This is a genomic window from Pseudoalteromonas sp. BSi20311, from assembly GCF_000239875.1.
GTDB lineage: Bacteria > Pseudomonadota > Gammaproteobacteria > Enterobacterales > Alteromonadaceae > Pseudoalteromonas.
Genome location: NZ_BADU01000002.1, coordinates 1 through 21919 on the forward strand (window position 1 = coordinate 1; position 21919 = coordinate 21919).

Sequence of the window (21919 nt, forward strand, 5' to 3'; positions counted from 1 at the left end):
AGGTACAAAAGAAACACTGGTATAGTCTGGGGTAAAATTCTTCGCATGTGCGCTGTTTATAAATTCACCAAGTGGTGCGTAGGTGCCAACTAAACAGATAGCTGTCACCCCACTGGCTTGTAAGGCATTAAGCGCTGATGCTACATCATGACTATTACGTTGATAACGCGCTACTTTTATAGGCGACAGATCATATTTTGCTAGTTCTTTTCTTAGTCCCGATTCTACGTACAAGCCAAACTCATCTGCTTGAATAAATAGCCCTATCTTTGTATGTTTGCGCTCCTCTACTAAGTATTTAATTTGCTCTGCTGCTTCGTCATTGTAGCTTGCTCTTAAATTAAATATGTTAGCTCGTGATTTATCATGTAGGAAACTTGCCCCGCTAAAAGGCATTAAGAACGGAATTTTTGATTGCTCTAGTAAAGGTATAATAGCATGGCTGGTTGGGGTGCCCATGGCACCAAACAATGCATCGACTTTGTCGGAATAAATAAAAGTACGGGTATTATTAACAGTTTGTTTTGGTTCGTAATTATCGTTAGCAACTAGAAGCTGTACCTCTGCGCCATTTATTCCGCCGGCATTATTAACCTTGTTAAAGTAAATGCTACTGCCTTTATACAATTGTTGACCAATATTTTGAGCCGGTCCGCTAAGCGCTGTAGACATGCCAAGTTTAATAACTTTGCTATTATCTTGCTCTGCAAAGGCTAAAGGCTGCCCTAGGGCTATTGCAATGAGGGCAATACTAAGGTGTATTATTATGCGAAGTGCGTTCATACCAGTTATTTACAGCCTTTTTTAATAATATATTAAACGGCTTTATGCCATTCACACCTAACTCGGTTTGGATATTTTTAGGTTTCCAATTTTGTAATACTAGCCTAATAAAAACAGATTGGAAATTATCCTCATCATTTGGCAAGCTAAGAGGAGATGCCCAAAAGCTTCGCCATAGTAAAGGTTTAATATTAAATAGCTGATAGTCACTTGTTAACATAGATTTTAATCTTGATTGATCAGCTATGCTATTGGTATGAGTATTAAAGCGTGAAACAATTTTTGCTACCAGTTTATAATCTAGCTGACTAAAATGGCTGAGCAATTGCAAAGGAAAATCAGCTTCGAACTGGGCTGTTAATTGTTCTAGTAGTTGGTCATTTTTAGTTAAGCGCTTAATAACTAATGCGCTATGTTCACCCGTTGCCTTATCTTTTTGAAAACCCAGCTTTACCAAATTAAAGTCATTATTTTGCCAAAAACTAAGTAATTGCGCATTAGCACCAAAGCTAGCACCAAACCAATCACACTCGTTCTGTAATTGCTGTTCACAGTAATGAAGTAATTGTGTTCCTAGGTGCTTATTGTGCTGCTCTGGATCAATGGCAATTCGCACCACGCGAGCGCAGTATTGTTTTAATAACTCAGGGTTAAAGCTTAATTGTGCAAGGCTTTGCGCCATTAAATGCCCTTGAGGGCGGCGCTTACCTTGCACTACTTCATTACTCAACGATGTAGTAAAGCCACCTTCTATCGCTACTAAACACACACCAAGAATATTATCACCTTGTTGACAAACAAATAGGCGTTGCCCAGCGGCATCTAGTAAGTGGCGTAAGTCATTCACACTGGTTTGATAATGTGCCAGTGTTAGTAAGCCAACAACTTGATGAAGCAGTGGTTCGTCGTTAGTAAGTTGATTTGCTTGCAGATGCTTAAATTGTAGGGGAGCAGTATTCAAACTAGCGCTGTGATGTTCTGCATCCAAAGCTAAGAGTGTACGAAGGTGCAGCTCTAAAGGATCGTGCTTTGCAAAACGGATTGGCTGCTCAAGACTGATGCTACGCATATTTTTAAAATGCGTTTTAATGTAGCGAGTAAACTTTAGAATATAGCCGCGACCATTGCCTTCATAGCCAACCATGGTGCTTGAAAAGACCACGCGAGGATAAAGGTGGAGTAGTTTTATGAGCATTGGAACAGGGATTGCTGCCGCTTCATCAATTAACAGCAAATCACACTCAGGCTGTTCGTTAAGTAGTTGATCAGGCGCCACATAGTGCATATTTGCAATGCATTTATTGCCTGTTTGATACTCTAAATTAAGTGCGTTTGCTAAATGTTTAAAGCTACTGTGCAATGCGCGAAATTGCATAGAGCTGATGAGGATTTTTTTATCGCTGAGCTCGCTTGCGGCAATCCCTAATGCGGCTGATTTACCCCGTCCCCGATCAGCATTAATCAATAATGGTCTATTTGCCCGTCCGTGCGCGGTTTTTTTTATTAATTCAACACATTGTTGTTGCTCGGTAAAATCTATTGTACCTACTGATGAATCAATGTCGGCAAGAGTAACCCAGCCATCTTGTTGATTAAAATGTAATAAGGAGGCGTTGCTCAGTAAGTGCTTTAAGCGTTGATTAAAAAAGCTGTATTGATGCGCTTGTCCAAATGATTGAAATAATGGCAGCGCAGGATCGCACCAATGTTCAAGTGATTCGAGCGCTGGAAGTAATACAATTAAAAAGCCACCCGCTTGAACTACGCCAGCTAAGGCTGCTAGTTTATCTGGCACCAGTCCACTGTAGCCATCATAAACAGCATGGGCGCACTCTTGCCCTAAAATTTGATGGGTATGCTCTGGCCAATGTGCATTAACTAAATTTGTGTTTTTAGAAAGAACAAAAGAGGGTTGCTGTAATTGAGCAAGCAGCTGAGTGCATTGCTCATAACACCAATTTTTATCGCCTGTAAGCAACAGTAACTGACGATGTTTAGCATTCGTTAGCTGCTGTTGCAGATGCTCTATAACGCGGTTAAACGGCTTGTAATCTTGCATAAGCCGTTACTAACCACTTACTGCCTAAGTCGTCAAAGTTAACTTGTACGCGAGATTGTGCGCCACTGCCTTCGTAGTTGAGCACGGTGCCAATGCCAAACTTTGCATGCAGCACGCGTTGACCTAAGTTAAATCCGCTTTCTTCAAATGCAGCATGGCTCACCGATGCGCTAAAGCGACCGGCTGCTGGCGGGCGAGATACTTGCGTTTTTATGCGAATTTCTTCTACGCAGTCTTCGGGTATTTCACGTAAAAAGCGCGATGGGCTGTGATATTTTTCTTGGCCATATAAACGGCGGCTTTCGGCATGGCTTATATAAAGCTTATCCATAGCGCGGGTCATACCCACATAACAAAGTCGGCGCTCTTCTTCTAAACGGCCGGTTTCTTCATTACTTTGTTGTGATGGGAACATACCCTCTTCAACACCGACCATAAACACTAAAGGAAACTCCAAACCTTTAGCTGAGTGAAGCGTCATCATTTGTACCGCATCTTCATGCTCATCGGCTTGGCCTTCGCCCGACTCAAGTGAGGTATAGGCTAAAAAGCCTTGTAGTGGCGAGCTAAATTCTTCCTCTTCAGGGAGTTCATACTGATCGCAGGCACTAATTAATTCTTCTAAGTTCTCTACCCTAGCGCGGCCTTTCTCGCCTTTTTCAGCCTGATACATAGCCATTAACCCTGAGGTTTGAATCGCGTATTTAGCTTGCTCATGCAACGTTAAGTCACTAATTTTATCTTCTATATGCTCAATAAGTTCGACAAACTTTGCAACCGCCCCTGATGCACGACCCGATAAATGCTGTTGTTCTACAATGGCTTTAGCAGCATACCAAAGCGGCAAAGATTCAGCGCGAGCGCAATCGCGAATGTGGCTTAATGTTTTGTCGCCAATCCCACGAGCTGGGGTATTAATTACACGCTCAAATGCGGCATCATCTTGGCGGTTACCCACTAAGCGTAGGTATGAGAGGGCATCTTTAATTTCTTGGCGTTCGAAGAATCGCATACCGCCATAGATTCGGTACTTTAAACCTTCTTGTAGCATCGCTTCTTCAAGTACCCGCGATTGCGCATTACTACGATACAAAATAGCCGCATCTTGTAGCGCATTTCCGGCATTTAGCCAGCTGCGTAATTTGCTACTCACAAAGCGTGCTTCATCTAGCTCGTTAAAGGCGGCATAAATAGAAATTGGTTCGCCGTCGTTACCGTCAGTCCACAAGCTTTTACCCATACGCTCGGAGTTATTCTGTATAAGTGCATTAGACGCTTTAAGAATGGTGGCAGTCGAGCGATAGTTTTGCTCAAGGCGAATTGTCTCTGCGTCAAAGTCTGTTAAAAAGCGTTTGATATTTTCAATTTTAGCGCCACGCCAACCGTAAATACTTTGGTCATCATCGCCTACAATCATGATGCTACTAGTGTCGCCCGCAAGTAGTTTTAACCATGCATACTGAATAGTATTGGTATCTTGAAACTCGTCTACTAGCATGTGCGCAAAGCGCTGCTGATAATGACGAAGCAGAGTTGGGTTATTTTTAAGAACCTCATAGCTACGTAGTAATATTTCGGCAAAATCAACTAGGCCAGCTCTATCGCAAGCTTCTTGATAGGCGGCGTAAACGCGCAGCATCATTTGCTCGTTAATATCGTATGCTTGAATATCTTTAGGGCGCAGAGCTTCATCTTTTTTAGCGCTTATGTACCAGCCAAATTGTTTTGCAGGCCATTTTTTATCATCGATATTCATCGATTTTAATAAGCGCTTGATCATACGAAGCTGATCGTCAGAGTCTAAAATTTGAAAGGCTTCGGGTAAATTTGCTTCACGGTGATGTGCACGTAAAATTCGGTGCGATAAACCATGGAAAGTACCAATCCACATGCCGCCAACAGGAGCCTTTAGAGTTTCTTCAACCCTTGAGCGCATCTCTTTAGCAGCTTTATTGGTAAAGGTTACCGCAAAAATACTGTAGGCAGAGGCTTGCTCTACTTGCATTAACCAGGCAATACGATGAACCAATACTCGAGTTTTACCTGAACCTGCTCCTGCTAATACCAGCATGTTTTGTAATGGCGCTGCAACGGCATCGCGTTGTTTATCATTTAAGCCATCGAGTAATTCTGAAACGTCCATCGTTACGCCTTTTTAATCAATAATGAGAGCAGTATAACAGGTGTTTTTGTTAGGCTAAATAAAATACTGTTTTTATAAACAGCTATTTATAAAATAGGTATTTAAGTTACTGTATTGATACCAATATATACAGAGCAAGTAATAAAATATGTATTTAAAATTGCTAATTTGACCTAAATTTGGCAAAAAATACTAAAGTGATAAATTGGTAATAATTTAACTGTATGATTTGTAAGCCTTAATAAATTGGCATAAAGTGTGTAAGTATAAATAATAAGTACAAATACAAAATTAATTAAACTACAGAGGTTGGTATGGCTGAACAAGGTTCTGGCGGTAATGTAATCGCCGCTCTATGTAATATTTTTTTCCCCGGTTTAGGGCAACTGGTGCAGGGGCGTATTCTAGCTGCGCTGGTGTTTGCAATTTTGGTTTTTGGCGGCTATGCATTATGGTTTTTAGTGGTTCCAGCCGTAATTGGAGCCGTATTCCATTTATGGGCAATTATTGACGCTGCCCGCTATCGCTCAGGCGGTTAGCTAAATTGATGATACTAAATAACCTGAACTCTGGATAATAAATCTATCTCAAGCAGCTATTTTGAGCGCTAACTGCGTTGAATTTACTTGCAATAGACTAGCTATTGACGCGTAATTTCGCCTTGTTTTCACTGAAAATCTCTGGCTAGAGAAAACAAACATAAATATCATTTTGATTCAATATTTTAGTAAATCTCTTAACCAGAGTTCAGGTTAAATAGCGCCTTATGGCGCTATTTTTGTGTCTGGCTTGCGTTATTCATAACTGACTGGGTTATAATCTGTTGTAATTAGCAGTACTGGAATAAAAGTATATGGAATACCAATTTATTCGCGACCCTATTAGTGGGTTAAGAATTAAAATAAGCAGCGAGCATGCGATTATAGGCCGTTGGTTAAACGAAGAAATAGGCAAAGACAAAGTGGCTATGGTGCTGGCGCTTATTAGCTCGGTGAGTTCAAGCTTTGAACCGTTAACACTTAAAGGCCAAGAAATTGACCTGATCCTTTCTAAAGATGAAGCGTTATTTGAAGCGCATGCGCTGCATCAAGATAACGAAGATATATTAGCCTACCAAGATGACGAATTAATGCTTGAAGAGAATGATTTAAGCAGTGGTTGTGGTTTTGAAGACTTTGTTGACCTGATCAACTCATGGCATGAGTTTTCGGCTGGTCGTTAAGTTATATTATCTGTATTATTACCCTAATTATAAATCCAACAGTGGAACCAATATGTCTGCGAATTTAAACAAGCTAGTTGTTATGCTAGAAATGCAAAATGCCATGAATACTAAAGTACATGAGCAATGGTTTAGTCAAGGCTTTGAATGGTATAGAGCTATTTGGGTTGAATGTGCAGAAATGTTAGATCATTACGGTTGGAAATGGTGGAAAAAACAAACTCCAGATACTGAACAAGTGATTTTAGAGCTGGTTGATATTTTTCACTTTGGCTTATCGTTGCGTATTGACGGTGAGACCAGCTATGAGCAAATCGCTACGCAACTACAAGCCGAAATGAGTGCACCACAACAAGGTGATGACTTTAAACAAACGCTTGAATTACTAGCGGCCAGTGCTGTTGCCAATAAAACCTTTGATGCAGCCGCCTTTGCTGGTTGTATGGCGCAAATAGGCATGGATATTGATGATTTATACCGTGGTTATGTAGGTAAAAATACGCTTAACTTTTTCCGCCAAGATCATGGTTACAAAGATGGCAGCTACATTAAAGTATGGCATGGTCAAGAAGATAACGAACACTTAGTAGAAGTAGTTAAAAGCCTTGATACTGAACATGCAGATTTTGCAAAACAGGTATATCAAGGCTTAGTAGCGCGTTACCCAAAAAGCTAATTATATAATAGCGCGGTAGTCGGTTACGCTTAAGTAGTCGGTTATATCGTTATGTGGTTGCTGACTATTAGGGTTAGCAACCGCAAGTAAATGCTCAATGCCGTATTCTCGTGCGGCATGTAATACCGGTAAGCTGTCATCTACAAATAAAGTGCGGCGTTTATCAAACCCTAAGTCCCCTTGCACTTTATGCCACAAGCTTTGTTGCTCTTTACTTACTCCATATTCATGCGTTGACACTACCCCGTCTAAATAGTTATCAATAGCGGTATGTTCAAATTTAAGCATGACGCATTCAGGATGGGCATTAGTCAGCAAAATGAGCTCTTTACCTGCTCGTCTAAGTTCAGTTAAAAAATGCGGAACGTCTTCACGAATTTTGATTAAGTGGGCAGACTGGCGCTTTAGTTCGAGAATAGGTAAGTTTAGCTGTGCTTCCCAATAGTCAGAGCAGTACCACTGAATTTTGCCACTCACAGCCTGATAGCGTTTTAAGATATCTGCGCGGGCTTCATCAAAACTGATATTTTGAGCAAGAGCATGTTGTTGGGGTACAACGTTGAGCCAAAAGTCAGTGTCGTAATGTAAATCAAGTAAAGTTCCATCCATGTCGAGTAATACAGTATCGATTTTTGACCAGTTGAGCATGATGTATCCTTGTGAAAACTACTTTTTGAAATGAATAAGTTGCGATGAAGTAGATTAATGAACTTTGTTAATTGAGTTATTAAGGTATAAATCCGACAATACTATATTAAGAGCGTATTCGTAGCCTAAAATAAAGAATTAACCTTAGCTAAACCCGAGAATTATTTGCTCAATTAAATTGCTTTTAATTCAAACTGAAACTCGCATCTTATACTCATTTGGGTATATGATTAGTATAACTGCAATGATAGCAAATTGATGCCCATGACACAGAAAAAGCACCCAACACCACCACAAATTCTCAGTAATAATGTTGTCGCTAAAAGTCGCTTATTTACTGTGGAGTCATTAGAGCTTAAGTTTTCAAATAACGAAGAGCGTCAGTATGAGCGAATTCGCGGCGGTGGTCGTGGAGCCGTTATGATTGTACCTATGACCACTGAAAATGAGTTATTACTGGTTCGTGAGTATTGTGCAGGCACCAATGACTATCAGTTAGGGTTTCCCAAAGGGCTGATTGACCCAGGTGAAACGCCTGAACAGGCTGCAAACAGAGAGCTCAAAGAAGAAATTGGCTTTGGCGCTGAATACTTTAAACCGCTTAAAACGGTCACTATGGCACCGAGCTATTTTAACGCAACCATGCATATTTTGTTTGCTAAAAATTTATATCCTGAAACCTTACTAGGCGATGAGCCTGAGCCCTTAGTGGTGGTGAAATGGCCACTTTCACAGTGGCAGTCGTTATTAGAACAACCTGACTTTACTGAAGCACGTAGTGTTGCGGCTCTGCTATTATTAGATAAGTATTTAGCCTCAGGAGACATTAATGAATAAACTTCTAGAGCCATGTATTGAGCTTGCGCAAAGTGCAGGGGATGCCATTATGTCTTTGTATAAAAAAGACGATATTGGTCAGCAAGAAAAATCAGATAATACGCCAGTAACCAAAGCCGATCTTGCCGCAAATGATGTGCTCGTAGCAGGTTTAAATGCGCTTGCTCCCGACATCCCAATTATGTCAGAAGAAACCCCCATTCCAGCGTTGCAAGATAGACAGCACTGGCAACGTTATTGGTTGCTTGACCCAATGGATGGCACCGGTGAATTTATACTCGAAAGTGGTGACTTTGCCGTTAATATTGCATTGATAGAAAATAACCACCCAGTGCTGGGGGTTATTCATTGGCCAGCAAAGGGCGTGACCTATTATGCAACGGCTAAAAATGGGGCATTTAAGCGTGAAGGTGAGCACGATAAACAAATATTTGTAGCACCGCCCGAGAGTTTAACTTTGGCTGTAAGCCGCCGCCAAAAAATAGAAGCAGTTAGCCAGTATCTAAATGCGCAATTTGCAACGGTGGCTTTAGGTTCGTGTTCACTTAAGGCGTGTATTGTTGCTGAGGGTAAAGCAGATTGTTTTTTAAGAATAGGTCCTACAGGTGAGTGGGATACGGGTGCATCGCAAGTTATTGTTGAAGAAGCGGGCGGCTGTATTACCGACGCTGAATTTAATCCTTTAACGTATAACCAAAGAGAAAGTACAGAAAATCCGGATTTTATTGTTATGGGTCATCCCGACTGGGAGTGGCAAAAAATGATAAATCCACATCAACGATTACTGTAAATACCACTGTTTGATGGGTTTTTGTTCACTTAAACGCTTTTAATTAGTAAAACCTTGCATTATAGGTTTATTCCTATATTATAGCGCTCTCTTCGAAACAGGCTTGTGAATAACACAATACTGTTACTAAGAGATTACAGGCGCGGGATGGAGCAGTCTGGTAGCTCGTCGGGCTCATAACCCGAAGGTCGTCGGTTCAAATCCGGCTCCCGCAACCAATTTTTTTAGAAAATTAGGTACTGTAAAAACTCAAGCTTAAGAGTAAAAATTAAGTAGTCGATAGACTTTAAATATACAGGCGCGGGATGGAGCAGCCTGGTAGCTCGTCGGGCTCATAACCCGAAGGTCGTCGGTTCAAATCCGGCTCCCGCAACCAATTTCCTTTAGAGGATTGGAAGCCAAGTTGTAATGTAAGCAACTTATAAATAAATCTGCAATTTCAGGCGCGGGATGGAGCAGTCTGGTAGCTCGTCGGGCTCATAACCCGAAGGTCGTCGGTTCAAATCCGGCTCCCGCAACCACTGAAATAAACAGTTATATTAAAGCAACACGCCTAAAGCGTGTTTTTTTATGCCTGAAATTCAGTGAAGTAAATAGCTCGTCGGTCTCAGCTCTCCATTAGCCAGCAAAGGTTGTCGGTTCAAATCCGGCTCCCGCAACCACTGAAATAAACAGTTATAGTAAAGCAACACGCCTAAAGCGTGTTTTTTTATGCCTAAAATTCATATTCCCTCACGCTATTTTTAACACGTATATCTGCTGTTCTTTTCTAATTCTACTTTTTGAAAGTGTTATTGCTGAATATTTAGTATGCTATGCACTAAACTCTTTAAAACTTTTTGTAATCAAAATTATGACTGAACTTTATCACTGGTTTGATTTAATAGGTGTGGCGGTATTTGCTATCTCAGGCACCTTGGTAGCCTATGAAAAGAAAATGGATGGCTTTGGTGTAGTTGTACTTGCAACTGTTACGGCTATTGGCGGCGGTACCGTTCGCGATGTGATACTCGACCAGCCCGTATTTTGGTTACACGACCAAAGCTACTTCTACGCTATTTTGGTGGCGGTTCTGGTTACTACACGACTGATCAATAAGCAAAAATCCATTCCATACTATGTATTGCAAACCGCTGACGCGTTTGGCTTAGCCTTTTTTGCGGTCATGGGAGCGCAAAAAGCGCAATTGGCTGGTATGCCAGATATGACGGTTGTGATTATGGCTGTAATAACCCCCTGTTTTGGTGGGCTTATTCGCGACGTGCTTGCCCGCGATATTCCCATGCTGCTTAAAGGTGAGCTGTATGCTATTACCTGTATTGCTGGTGGCATTGTCTATACATTAAGTATCAACCTATCGTTAACGGTGGAAGTGGCAATGATTCTGAGTATGCTAATGACCTTATTGCTACGTTTTTCGGCGATTAAATGGAAGATTATATTACATGTTTTTAAATATCCTGACTAAACTGGGTTAATACAGCTGTTAACTAGGGCCTGTTGACCTTTGCGGATTAAAGTTTGTTCAAACTAGGGGCGATTTAATCGCGGCGCGAGGTTTGTAACCTAGTGGACTAAGTGAAAACCGAGCAACAAAGAGTAAATCGCCCCTAGGCAGAACCCTTCGGGCAGCGCCTGTTTGGCATTAATGCTGTGTTATCGCCTATTTATGGGGAGTAACCACACGACATAGGCTCTGCCTTGCCTAAATACCAAACAGACTGCTGCAAATTTAACCTTGAAAGGTCAGCAGACCCTAGGATAAGGAATGTCGTTAGCCCGTATATTTTCTCGCGCGCAGGTGGGGATAAACGCCCCCGAGGTGATGGTTGAAGTACATTTAGGGAATGGTTTACCCGCCTTTCATATCGTCGGCTTACCTGAGGCGTCGGTTAAAGAGGCCAAGGATAGAGTACGTAGTGCTCTAGAAAACTCGCAATTTGGATTTCCCGATCAGCGTATTACCGTTAATTTAGCACCTGCCGATCTTCCTAAGGATGGAGGGCGATTTGACCTTGCGATTGCGGTAGGTATTTTGGTCGCATCGGGACAAATAGTTTGCCCTGATATCCACAAGTATGAATTTTACGGTGAGCTTGCACTTAATGGTGAAATACGTGCTGTAAATGCCATTTTGCCTTCAGTGCTTGGTGCTAAAGAGCAAAATCGTTGCTGTTTTCTGCCTCTTGAAAATGACAGTTTGGCCAGCCTTGTCAGTGGTGTAAAGCGAAAAGCCGTCAGTTCTATACAAGAGGTGTGGGGAGACTTACTCAATCAACAACCTTTACCACTCAATATTGCCTACCCTGATTGCACCCAAGCGCCAGATTTTTTACTCGATTTAAGCGATGTAAAGGGCCAGCCTGGTGCAAAGCGTGTATTAGAAATTGCCGCTGCTGGTGGGCATAACTTATTGTTTTTAGGTCCACCAGGAACCGGAAAATCAATGCTTGCACAACGAATGGCCACCATAATGCCAACCATGTCTGATGATGAAGCCATTGATACTGCTGCTTTATATTCAATTATTGGCCACTCAATTGATTTAACCAATTGGCGTCAGCGACCGTTTCGTAACCCGCACCACACTTGTTCTGCAGTAGCGCTGGTGGGTGGCTCGTCTAACCCTAAACCCGGTGAAATATCGTTAGCGCATAATGGTGTGTTGTTTTTAGATGAGCTCCCTGAATTTGAGCGTAAAGTGCTAGACTCGCTACGCGAGCCAATGGAAACCGGAACAGTGACGATTTCGCGCGCGGCCAGACAAATGGAATTTCCAGCGCAGTTTCAGCTTATTGCAGCACTTAATCCCAGTCCGACAGGGTGTCATCATGATAAACGGGCGACACCCGATCAGGTAATGCGCTATTTATCGCGAGTATCGGGGCCGTTTATTGACAGAATTGATTTGCAAATTGAATTACCAAGGTTGAGCAGCGTGGAGCTACAAAGTACAACTACAGAAGAAACCAGTGCTGAGGTGAGGGCACGAGTAGAAGCAGCTTATGCAGTTCAGCTTAAACGCCAAGGTAAAGTAAATGCGCGGTTAAATAACAAAGAGATGAACTTGCACTGTGAGTTACCACCTGCAGAGCTGCAGTTTTTAGCCAGAGCCAGTGAAAAGCTGGCGCTATCGCCGCGCTCTTATCATAGAGTAATCAAAGTGGCGCGAACTATTAGTGATTTAAAAGGTGCGCCACAAATCAGTTTAAATGAGCTTAAAGAAGCGCTTAATTATCGGGCATTTGAGCGTTTATTATCGCAGTTAACCCAACACTAAGGCTTTAAATTGAAAGCATATAGCCTTTACCGCGAACAGTGACAATACGTTTTTGATCTTTCTCATCGTTCAGCTTTTTACGTAAACGACCCACTAACACGTCTACTGTGCGATCGTTGGGGCTCCAATCGGGCTGGCCAATTTCTTCTGATATTTTTTCACGGGAAGTCGCTTTACCAGCATTACCAATCAAACAAATAAGCACTTTGTGTTCTGCTTCAGTCAGTCGTGATTCAATCCCACTGGCTGTAATAAGGGTGCGATTATCTGGATGAAGCTTAAAATCGGCGTATTCAATAAACTCTTCACTGTCATCGTCGCTGTGATTATTGGCAACTCGTTTGTATAGGGCGCGCATTCTTAGCTCAAGCTCAAGTAAATCTACCGGCTTGCAAATATAGTCATCGGCACCTTGAGCAAGGCCTGCAATTCGATCGGCTTGTGAGTCACGACTCGATAATAAGATAACGCCAATATCGGTGAGCGTATTTAGCTCTTTGGCAAGTTGTAAACCGTCGCGTTTTGGTAGCACAATATCAATTATTGCCAAGGAAATCGTATTGCGCTGACTTACGCGGCTTTTAACAACATTTAACGCATCGGCCCCTGTGGGGTCAACGTCAATAGAAAACTCGGTATTTATAAAATGATTTTGGATGCGCTTTACGAGTAATTCGTCATCTTCAACCAATAAAACATTAATTGCCATAGTCTGTTTTTTTTTTAGTTTCAGCTTTGTATATTAGCATTATTAATGGTCTGCATAACACAGAGAACGTTGTTTTTCGGTAACATTATATTACGAATTGGTCTAATAACATTACTTTTGTAATGCGCACTTTTCACTTGAGCGACAAAGTGCGCATTATGGTTACTAATCTTTATACATTGAATCCCACCATTGTGGTTCATTTTTTAACTTTTTGTCAAAGTAAGCCAACATGGTGTTCCACCAATTAAATCGCTTATCGCGCGCAAATATTTGGTGATCAGCCCCCTTGTACTCTATCATTTCAACGTCTTTATTAAGCAGTTTTAGGGCTGTGTACATAGTTAAGCTTTCGCCCACAGGCACATTGGTATCACTGTCACCATGAATAAGCAGTAATGGTGTATTTACTTTATCGGCATGAAATACAGGGCTATGCTGGCTGTAAAGTTGAGGATTATTCCACGGAAAGCTATTTTTTGAGGCTTCGCCTGAGTATAAATAACCCCACCATCCTTCACCCCAGTATGACGTTAAGTTTGAAATACCGGCATGCGCAATAGATGCGCTAAACATATCGGTTTTGGTGGCAAGCAGCATAGTCATAAAGCCACCATAAGATGCACCAAGATTACCTACTTTACTACTGTCTACAAAATCATATTTAGCTAAAAATGCCTCTGTGCCTTGCATAATGTCATCGGCGGTATAGTCGCCCCAAGCATTTACATGTTGTGCTGAAAAAGTTTGCCCAAAACCCGTTGCACCGGTTGGTTGAACAACATAAACCACATACCCGTTTGCTGCCCATAAGTTAAAAGGGTAGCGGCCCGTAAACCCGCGTGTTACTGGTGAGGTGCCACCATAATAATAAACAAGAGCAGGGTACTTCTTGGCTTTATCAAAATTGCTTGGCAGATAAACACGGCCAGAGATTTCTACGCCACGCTTATTGGTAAAGTTAAATTCTTCAAGCGCAGGAATAGTCGTATTGGCATATGCAATCGGGTTTGAATCCCAAATGAGCTCTACCTTGTTTTTACTTACGTCTAAGCGCTTGAGTTGTTGAGCGCTCGACGCATTGCTGCCACTAATTAATAACTGGGCATTGCGCGTATTTGAAAAGCTAAATTGCTGCACAATATCAAAACCTGTATTTAACTTTTTAAAGCGCTGTTTACTCAGGTCAAATAAATACAGTGGTTGGGTATCTTTTTCTGTCACTTTGATTAGCGCATCACCATTGCTTAGTACTTCTAATGTGCCAATTGCAGGGTCAAACTGTTTGCTTAACGCCGTTACTTTTTTGGCATTATCAGTTAGTAAGTACAGCTGGCCATCGTAATTATTAGCCAGCATGTTCTTTGGTAATGTTCTGCCTGCACCATTCTTAAAATCAGGGCCTGCAACAACATAAATATTGTTTGCGGCATATTTAGCTTGATTAAAGGTTTTAAACTTACCTAATGATTTTATGCTGTTGGATTTTAATGTAAGTTCAACCAACTCAGTCTCTGGGTGAGTTGAGGCTTGCATCGCCATTACTGGACGACTTATTAATAGCTTTCCACGGTTGCTGTTAGCATCTTCAAGTTGATGGCTCAATACGCCTTCGGTCAGAGCTTTGGTTAGACCACTGTTGGTATCGAGTAAATATAATTGGCTAACCGTACGGGCATATGACCAACGATCTTGAAGACCTTTATGGTGCTTGGTTAGGCTGTTATTTTCTTCTGGCGATTTTGACCAACTAAATATAATACTGCTGTCGTTATAAAAGTTGAAATTACTTGCGCCTTCAAGGCCAGAAGCTAAAGTTTTAATTGTTAAGTTTTTACGGTTTAGTTGCTTTAATTCACCGTTTAGTAAATAAACTAAAAATTGGTTATTAGGGCTCCAAATGAACTGACTTGGCTGGGCTGCTTCAAATCGGTATACCGTTTGGTTATTAGTATTTTTAAGCTCGGTTGTGGTAATGGCGTCGTTGCCGGTTTTATCACTATAGTGCTTGGTTGTACTTAAGTAATGTTTGGCATCAGGCGACAAAGAGAGGGCACTAATCGTAGGGGCGTCAAACAATTGCTTAGCCGATAAGCGTTTGGTTTTATTTGTCGTTAGGGTCACGACGTCAGTTTCTGCTTTTGGCACAAACTCTAAGCTAACATCATTCCAATTAGCAACCTGTTGAGCGATGACGAGCACGGTATGTGAGCCGTTATTTAAAGCAAGCTGATAGCGTTGTTTTTCACCAGTTTGCTTCTCAGCATTGATAAAAACCTGACCTTGCTCTATTCCTTTAATGTTTAAGGAACCTTGTGTAAATCGGTTAGTTTCCAAATTAAATTTAAGTGCTTGTAAACCGCCTAAAGTAAGCGCGTTAATTTTATCAAGTGGTTGCCACTTGTGTTTTTTACCAAATACAACAAAGCTTTCTGTATTTAATTTAAGTTGTGCAATTAGATTATTTATAATCACATCGCTATGGGGTGTTTGAAATGGCTTAGCTTGCATATCTTCTGCAAGCGGACCAATAAATTGGATTTTTGATTGATCGAGTGGGGCGGCTAAGGTCGTTAAACTCAGACTACTTAATGTTAGTAGGGTTGCTAAGTAAGTAAAACGTTTTGCGTAACGATGCCAAGGTGCGCTTAAATTCATTGTTATGCCTATTATTATTGGGTATTTGGCCAAATATAGCATGTATTGTTATGATGCTCATATATCCAATATAGAGGAAAAAAAGTGACACTATTAATCATTTACATGGTTACAGCGATTGTGATTTCGTTTTTGTGTTCAATAATGGAGGCGGTGCTATTAAGCATTTCGCCTAGTTATGTTGCATTGCTGCGCAAAGAGCGTCCAGTGCTGGCGAAGCAGCTTGAAAAGCTAAAAAGTAATATTGATCAGCCATTAGCGGCTATTTTAACGCTTAATACAGTTGCCCATACTGCTGGTGCCGCAGGGGTAGGTGCACAAGCCGCCGTTGTATTCTCAGATGCTGCAGTGGGGATTGCATCTGCAATTATGACTTTATTGGTACTGGTGTTATCTGAGATTATTCCAAAAACCTTGGGTGCCAATTATTGGCGTGCTTTAACACCGAGTGTGACTTATGGTTTACGTATTTTGGTGTTAGTACTTAAGCCGTTTGTATGGGCTGCACAAAAGCTAACCAATTTGATGGGGCAAAAGCATAATGAGGCCTATTATATTCGCCAAGAAATAGAAGCGATGGCCGATATTGGCAGTGAGTCAGGGGCACTTCATGCTGATGAATCAGAGATCATCCGCAACTTACTGCACTTTAGACATGCAAAACTAACCGATTTAATGACTCCGCGTACGGTTATTTTTAAAATTCATAAAGACCTTACTGTTAATCAGTACTTAAGTGAACATGGCTCTTCCTCATTCTCTCGAGTGCTAATTTACGACAAAGATGCTGACGATATCATAGGGTTTGTTCATAAAAACGATATCATGTTGGCATACCACCGCTTAGGTACAGACTACAAAATTAGTAAGCTGGTTAAGCCTATTTATACCGTACCGAGTACGCAAAACGTGTCGTCGTTATTACAAACATTACTCACTAAGCGAACCCATATTTGTTTAGTGATTGATGAATACGGTGATGTACAAGGCATTGTAACCCTAGAAGATATGATCGAAGCGTTAATGGGTTTAGAAATTGTTGATGAGCGAGATCAATCTACCAACATGCGTGCCGTTGCTAAACAACGTTGGCATCAACGTTTAGCTGATAGTGAGCATATCGTCAGCGCCGACGATAACGAACCTCGTTAGGGGGTCTGTAAATATCAACAGACAAAGGTCAGCAGGCCCTAGTTATTATTTGTTTTAGTGGCTGTTTTTATCCAGTGCTGTGCCCATGAGATAAATTCAGCTTTTGCTTTTGGGCAGCTAAACAAAAATCCTTGTATAGTTAAGTCTGTTTGATAGTGCTTTAGGTAGGCAAGTTCTTCTGGTCGCTCAACACCCTCAGCAACAAGTTGTAGCTGCTCTTGGCTAGTCATATTAATTAATGAGCTGACCACCACTTGCGAAAACTTATCGGTTTCAATATGGCTTATAAAAGAGCGGTCTATTTTAACTTCAGTGAAAGGAAGTTGTTTTAGTTGATTAATATTAGTAAAGCCAGTACCAAAGTCATCCAGCGAAATACCAAAACCAAATATTCTGAATCTATTTAAGGTTTCAAGTTGGGTATAGCTTGAAAGCGCATGTTGTTCGGTTATTTCAACAACCACATCATTGGGAAGCACGCCGTGCTTTTGTAATAGCAGTAATAACTTATTAGGACAGTTCAAATCATTTAACTGGCATGGCGACATATTAAATGACAACTTTAAGCTTTCTCCCAATTGTTCTTTCAGCTGTTTTAAGTCACTGCAGGCTTTTTCAAACAGCGTAAAAGTAATGTCATTGATTAAGTCACATTGCTCTGCAAGGCTTATAAAGCGGCTTGGTAAAATAACGCGTTCGTTTTTATTTGAAACAATGCGAGCCAATACTTCAACACTTTGTATTTGGTTATTGTTTATATTTATTTTAGGTTGGTAATACGGTGTTATTTCATTATTTTTTAATGCGTTAATCAGCTTAGCTTTAGTAATTGGGCGCTCTTTTACAAGTGTGTGGCTGTTTAACTGCGCTATTTTGGCAAGTAACGTATTTACCTGATTTAATTGCACAGGCTTGGTAAGGTTACCAATTAAATGCACATTGTGCTGCTTGGCTAGGTCAGCTGCTAGGCTGATTATTTTAGGGTCCATTTCAGAAATAATAACAATCGCACCGCAATAGCCTATTTCACCTAAATTACGAATTAACTCCATACCATCCATTTCTGGCATATTCAGATCAGTAAATATGGCGTCATAAAAGTTTATATCAGGCTTTACTTTCTCTAATGCTGTAACTGCGCTTAAGCAAGTGGTGACTTCTGGCATTTCGAGCTCATTAAAAATCGCTTTCATAACAATTAAAATGGCTTTTGAGTCATCAACAACGAGTATGTTTGGCAATTGAGTTCGCATTGGTGTCCTTGGTAGTTGTAGCTTACTTCCTGTAATACTAAAAATAGTCGCTTGAATTGTTTTTGTCAGTATTTCAGGCATTTTTACCTTAAATTATTGCTAATAAAATGATGCTAGCTCACTCGTGTTTTTTTGGTGGAAAGGTATACTAGCGGCATAATTTATAATGGTTAGAATAATGATAAAAGTCGAACTCTCTCTGGCAGAGCAACCGTTTACGCTGATGATAGCAGAGCAGCAAGTTGTAAAAATATTTCATGATCAGCAAGCGATTGCATTTGAAAACCCACGTGAAAATTATGTCGAGTTTATGCTTGATGAGCAGTTAATTGGTATTGATAGCAGCGAAGTAAGCCAGCAAAGCTTAGCGCTGTATGTAAATAATCAGTTTGCAACTCAGTTAGCTTTACCTGTAGCAGCACAGGGCGCACCTAAAAAGGGGTTTTTAGGGCTCGCGGCGCTTGGCTTTAAATTATTTAAAAGTGCTAAAGTTGTTAAAGTGGCGCTTGCCAGTGCATCGGTAGCGGGTTATGCGTGGCTGTTTACCATTGAGTTTGCGTTAATGCTGATTGCTTGCCTGGTGGTACACGAATATGGCCACGTACGAGCTATGAAGTATTTTGGCATTAAAACCAAAGGCATTTATTTAATTCCTTTTGTAGGCGGGTTAGCCGTTAGCGACGATAAAATAACTACGCGCTGGCAAGATGTGGTTATATCACTAATGGGGCCTGCCTTTGGTTTGTTTACTTCTGTACTTGGTGTAGTGCTTTATTACGCTACGGAAATGGAAATATTTGCAGGTGTTGCGGTGCTTAGTGCACTGCTTAATTTATTCAATTTACTGCCTATTTTACCGCTTGATGGCGGGCATGTACTTAAAAGCATTAGCTTTTCAATGCGCTCTTGGGTTGGTTTGAGTGTGTGCTTACTAGGGGTGCTGTTTGGTTTATGGCTCAGCTATACGTTTGGTTTAATGCTATTAGTGTTCTTTTTGTTTGTTGGGGCACTGGAAATCGTGTTTGAATGGCGCGGCCGTCACTACTCACACTTATTGTCATTAGATAAATATGGCCAAGGTTTTTCAGCGGTCATGTATGCGCTGGTGGTTGCAGGCCATGTAGCAGTGATGATGCACTTTGCTGGCTCAGAAAACGCCATTTTAAGCTTACCGATGAAGATTTTATCGAGTTAGCAATAATAAAAGTATGGTAGCTCAAAGCTCGCTCATCAGGCTGTTTTTTTGAACGTTACTTTTTAAGGTTTTTGTGCATTTGTTGTTTAGAAAGAAAGCTGTTGCTCAGAAAAATGGCTGTTTAACAGGGGTAATAACCCTTCTACAACCTCTCTGAATAAAACTAACCGTGTTTATTTTAGTTTGTGTGGCGATAGCAAGATGTTAGTTTTGGTTTGTTTCTCAATGGGGTAATTGATATGGTACTATCCTTCAGAATGAAAAATAATAAGAAGCCGTGAGCTGACAAATTATGGATGATGCGATAAAACAACATGTAAATCAAAGTACAGTGGAGTCTTTATTGTACACGCTTTATTGGTTGGCCTTTTTTTCACTGGCGCTCCCAATGGCCTCATACTTGATTATTTTTTTATCGGGTGGTGGGGCATTGTTGTTAAATGACCTAACACATTTAGAGCAACTAGATTCGAATCCCGGCCTAGCTTTCATATCTACCTTCTTCACTGCTGTACTTACGCTGCCATTTTTAAAGTCTACTCTTGATGCGCAAAATAAAAGCGAAGTTATAGGGCGTTTAGCAATAGAGAAGGTGGCTTTTTTTCCTTTAATCATTACAGTGCTATTAACAGCGGTTTACGTTTTACTGGAACAATGGCTTTTTGGCTTTATGGAAGTCGCCTTGCCAGATTTCATGTTAGAAGTTAAAGCACAAACAAACTCGCTTTTAGCTAAAATTATGCTGTTTTTAGCAGTAGTATTTATTGGGCCTATATTTGAGGAAGTAGTTTTTCGAGGAGTAGCATTCTACAGGCTGAAACAAACAGCCTTGGGAGCTATTGGCGCAATTATTATCCCAAGTATCGTGTTTACATTGTTACATGGGCAGTATGATCAAGTTGAAATTTTTATTTCACTGTTTGTATTTTCTTGCTTGATGGGGTTAATTCGTCATCTATCGGGTAACTTGTGGTATTGCATTATCGCTCACATGATCTGTAATTTATTGGCACTAGGTGAAATTATTTGGTGAGATTAAATGACTTATCAGTTAGCGTTATTTTCTTGCTTAGCTCTTTTGGCTTGCTACTAGCAAGCGCGATATAAAATCGCGCCTATTTATTACCAAAATACTTACGGATAAAAACTTAGCATCAACGCAATAAACACCCCAGTAATAAATAGCTGCACTACGCAAAAACCCATAATATCTTTAGCTTTTAACCCTGCAATGGCTAATACCGGTAAAGCCCAAAAGGGTTGAATTAAATTGGTCCACGCGTCTCCCCACGCCACAGCCATAGCAACCCGCGCCATATCTGCACCAAGCTCTTGCGCTGCTGGTATAACAATAGGTGCTTGTACCGCCCATTGGCCGCCACCTGAGGGCACAAACATATTAACGAGTCCTGCACTTATAAAACTGTAAAATGGCAAGCTATCGGCATCAGCGATTGCAATAAAGCCTTGTGATATCTGCTGTGCTAATCCTGTATCGACCATTACCGCCATAATACCGGCATAAAAAGGGAACTGAATGACAATTCCCGCGCCACTCGGAATCGCTTGTTGTAGGCTATTTAGTAGGTTATGGGGTGTTTGATGTAGTGTGATAGCTAAAAATAAGAAAAGCCCTATCACACTGTTTAGGTTTAAGCCGCCACCTGCGATAAAAAAGTAATAGCCTAAGTAGGCAAGTCCGAGTAAACCAATACCCATACCTAACAGCTTACTTTGCTCTAAATGCTGAGCTGGGCGTGTTATTGTTACTTTATCGGCTAAAGTGTTCTTAAGCAGTAATGGGTCAATATAAACACTGTCTTTTTCATTTGGTAGCATATAGCGGTTAACCAGCGGCATAATAATAAATAAGCCAATCAGAATCGCAATGTTAAAACCTGCGAACAAGGTTTGCTCGGTGCCAATAATCCCCATTGTTGCCTGTGAAAAATGCCCTTCGCTGGCAATGGTTAGAGGTACGGAGCCTGCTAATCCGCCGTGCCACACTACAAAACCTGAGTAAGCACTCGCTACTAATAGCCGGTAATCCACTCGAGTCTGTTTGGCAATCGCTTTAGCAAATAAAGCCCCAATCACTAAACCAAACCCCCAATTAAGCCAGCTTGCTAAAAGCGAAATAAAAGTCACTAAAATAATGGCTTTTGGAGCTGTATTGGCAAGCGTTGCCAACTTTGTCAGTAACTTACTTATTAACGAGGTACTGGCGAGCATGTAGCCTGTTACTAGCACCAACAGCATTTGCATGGCAAAGCTTAGTAAGTTCCAAAACCCGCTACCCCATGATGTGATTACCTCAAGTGTAGTTGCAGGAGTCGCTAAATTCGCAATACCCAAGGTAATAATAGTGAGCATAATGACAAATATAAATGGGTCGGGTAAGTAGCGCTCGACGAGCTTAGTAAACGGGCTGGCAACTTTATTGAGCATAATTAATAACGAGTTAGTGAAAACTTATTTGCTAATTAATCATGAAATCTTAGGATTAGCAAACAC

The 21919-nt window shown here is 41.0% G+C and carries 18 protein-coding genes and 3 tRNA genes; 13 read left to right on the top strand and 8 right to left on the bottom strand.

Annotated features, from left to right (window positions below):
- From P20311_RS00110 to uvrD, 3 genes are all read right to left on the bottom strand, one after another.
- Positions 1-783: ABC transporter substrate-binding protein (locus P20311_RS00110; protein WP_036984541.1), on the bottom strand; the 783-nt coding region annotated here is incomplete at its 3' end.
- A complete protein-coding gene (locus P20311_RS00115; protein ID WP_008108261.1) occupies positions 752-2842 on the bottom strand; it encodes a GNAT family N-acetyltransferase in 2091 nt (696 codons plus the stop codon). The genes P20311_RS00115 and P20311_RS00110, both read right to left, overlap by 32 nt.
- Complete coding sequence (uvrD, locus tag P20311_RS00120; RefSeq protein WP_008108265.1) at positions 2820-4985, bottom strand: DNA helicase II; 2166 nt, start codon at positions 4983-4985, stop codon at positions 2820-2822. Before uvrD ends, P20311_RS00115 begins: the two co-directional genes overlap by 23 nt.
- A 314-nt stretch (positions 4986-5299) precedes the next feature.
- On the opposite strand from uvrD, the gene P20311_RS00125 reads away from it, so the two are divergent.
- The 3 genes from P20311_RS00125 to P20311_RS00135 all read left to right on the top strand — a co-directional run bounded on the left by P20311_RS00125 (position 5300) and on the right by P20311_RS00135 (position 6883).
- Positions 5300-5524, top strand: coding sequence for a hypothetical protein (locus P20311_RS00125; protein ID WP_008108268.1), 225 nt, complete (start codon positions 5300-5302; stop codon positions 5522-5524).
- A 314-nt stretch (positions 5525-5838) separates the two neighbouring features.
- Entirely contained in the window at positions 5839-6207 is a 369-nt protein-coding gene (locus tag P20311_RS00130) for a YacL family protein (protein ID WP_008108271.1), read from the top strand.
- 52 nt (positions 6208-6259) lie between these two features.
- On the top strand, positions 6260-6883 hold the full coding sequence (locus tag P20311_RS00135; RefSeq protein ID WP_008108273.1) for a dUTP diphosphatase: 624 nt from the start codon (positions 6260-6262) through the stop codon (positions 6881-6883).
- On the opposite strand, the gene yrfG is transcribed toward P20311_RS00135, so the two are convergent.
- The gene (yrfG, locus tag P20311_RS00140; RefSeq protein WP_008108274.1) at positions 6884-7531 is read right to left on the bottom strand and encodes a GMP/IMP nucleotidase; all 648 of its coding nucleotides are present in this window, start codon (positions 7529-7531) and stop codon (positions 6884-6886) included.
- Positions 7532-7795: 264 nt separating this feature from the next.
- On the opposite strand from yrfG, the gene nudE reads away from it, so the two are divergent.
- From nudE to P20311_RS00175, 7 genes are all read left to right on the top strand, one after another.
- A complete protein-coding gene (gene nudE / locus P20311_RS00145) occupies positions 7796-8368 on the top strand; it encodes an ADP compounds hydrolase NudE (RefSeq protein WP_008108276.1) in 573 nt (190 codons plus the stop codon).
- On the top strand, positions 8361-9158 hold the full coding sequence (cysQ, locus tag P20311_RS00150; RefSeq protein WP_008108277.1) for a 3'(2'),5'-bisphosphate nucleotidase CysQ: 798 nt from the start codon (positions 8361-8363) through the stop codon (positions 9156-9158). Before nudE ends, cysQ begins: the two co-directional genes overlap by 8 nt.
- Before the next feature lie 141 nt (positions 9159-9299).
- A tRNA-Met gene (locus tag P20311_RS00155) sits at positions 9300-9376 on the top strand.
- Between the two features lie 81 nt (positions 9377-9457).
- Positions 9458-9534 (top strand) — tRNA-Met (locus P20311_RS00160).
- Between the two features lie 68 nt (positions 9535-9602).
- A tRNA-Met gene (locus tag P20311_RS00165) sits at positions 9603-9679 on the top strand.
- 332 nt (positions 9680-10011) lie between these two features.
- Positions 10012-10626 carry a trimeric intracellular cation channel family protein gene (locus P20311_RS00170; protein WP_008108278.1) on the top strand — a complete coding sequence of 205 codons (615 nt, stop codon included), beginning with the start codon at positions 10012-10014 and terminating at the stop codon, positions 10624-10626.
- 300 nt (positions 10627-10926) lie between these two features.
- Positions 10927-12438 (top strand): YifB family Mg chelatase-like AAA ATPase, encoded by a 1512-nt coding sequence (locus tag P20311_RS00175; RefSeq protein WP_008108279.1) that lies wholly within the window; start codon positions 10927-10929, stop codon positions 12436-12438.
- Between the two features lie 4 nt (positions 12439-12442).
- On the opposite strand, the gene P20311_RS00180 is transcribed toward P20311_RS00175, so the two are convergent.
- Both P20311_RS00180 and P20311_RS00185 read right to left on the bottom strand, forming a co-directional pair.
- Complete coding sequence (locus P20311_RS00180; RefSeq protein WP_008108280.1) at positions 12443-13147, bottom strand: response regulator transcription factor; 705 nt, start codon at positions 13145-13147, stop codon at positions 12443-12445.
- 165 nt (positions 13148-13312) lie between these two features.
- Positions 13313-15805 (bottom strand): S9 family peptidase, encoded by a 2493-nt coding sequence (locus P20311_RS00185; RefSeq protein ID WP_008108282.1) that lies wholly within the window; start codon positions 15803-15805, stop codon positions 13313-13315.
- Between the two features lie 84 nt (positions 15806-15889).
- Between P20311_RS00185 and P20311_RS00190 the strand changes: the two genes are divergently transcribed.
- Positions 15890-16957: a hemolysin family protein gene (locus P20311_RS00190; RefSeq protein WP_008108284.1), complete on the top strand. Its 1068-nt coding sequence runs from the start codon at positions 15890-15892 to the stop codon at positions 16955-16957.
- Positions 16958-16995: 38 nt separating this feature from the next.
- On the opposite strand, the gene P20311_RS00195 is transcribed toward P20311_RS00190, so the two are convergent.
- Positions 16996-18210, bottom strand: a complete 1215-nt coding sequence (locus P20311_RS00195) for an EAL domain-containing protein (protein ID WP_036984551.1) — start codon at positions 18208-18210, stop codon at positions 16996-16998.
- Between the two features lie 178 nt (positions 18211-18388).
- Between P20311_RS00195 and P20311_RS00200 the strand changes: the two genes are divergently transcribed.
- Together P20311_RS00200 and P20311_RS00205 are read left to right on the top strand one after the other, a co-directional pair.
- On the top strand, positions 18389-19405 hold the full coding sequence (locus P20311_RS00200) for a metalloprotease (protein ID WP_008108288.1): 1017 nt from the start codon (positions 18389-18391) through the stop codon (positions 19403-19405).
- Positions 19406-19805: 400 nt separating this feature from the next.
- The gene (locus tag P20311_RS00205) at positions 19806-20438 is read left to right on the top strand and encodes a CPBP family intramembrane glutamic endopeptidase (protein ID WP_238529415.1); all 633 of its coding nucleotides are present in this window, start codon (positions 19806-19808) and stop codon (positions 20436-20438) included.
- A gap of 101 nt (positions 20439-20539) precedes the next feature.
- Here P20311_RS00205 and P20311_RS00210 read toward each other — a convergent pair whose 3' ends face one another.
- Positions 20540-21853 carry a short-chain fatty acid transporter gene (locus P20311_RS00210; protein ID WP_008108291.1) on the bottom strand — a complete coding sequence of 438 codons (1314 nt, stop codon included), beginning with the start codon at positions 21851-21853 and terminating at the stop codon, positions 20540-20542.
- Between the last annotated feature and the right edge of the window lie 66 nt (positions 21854-21919).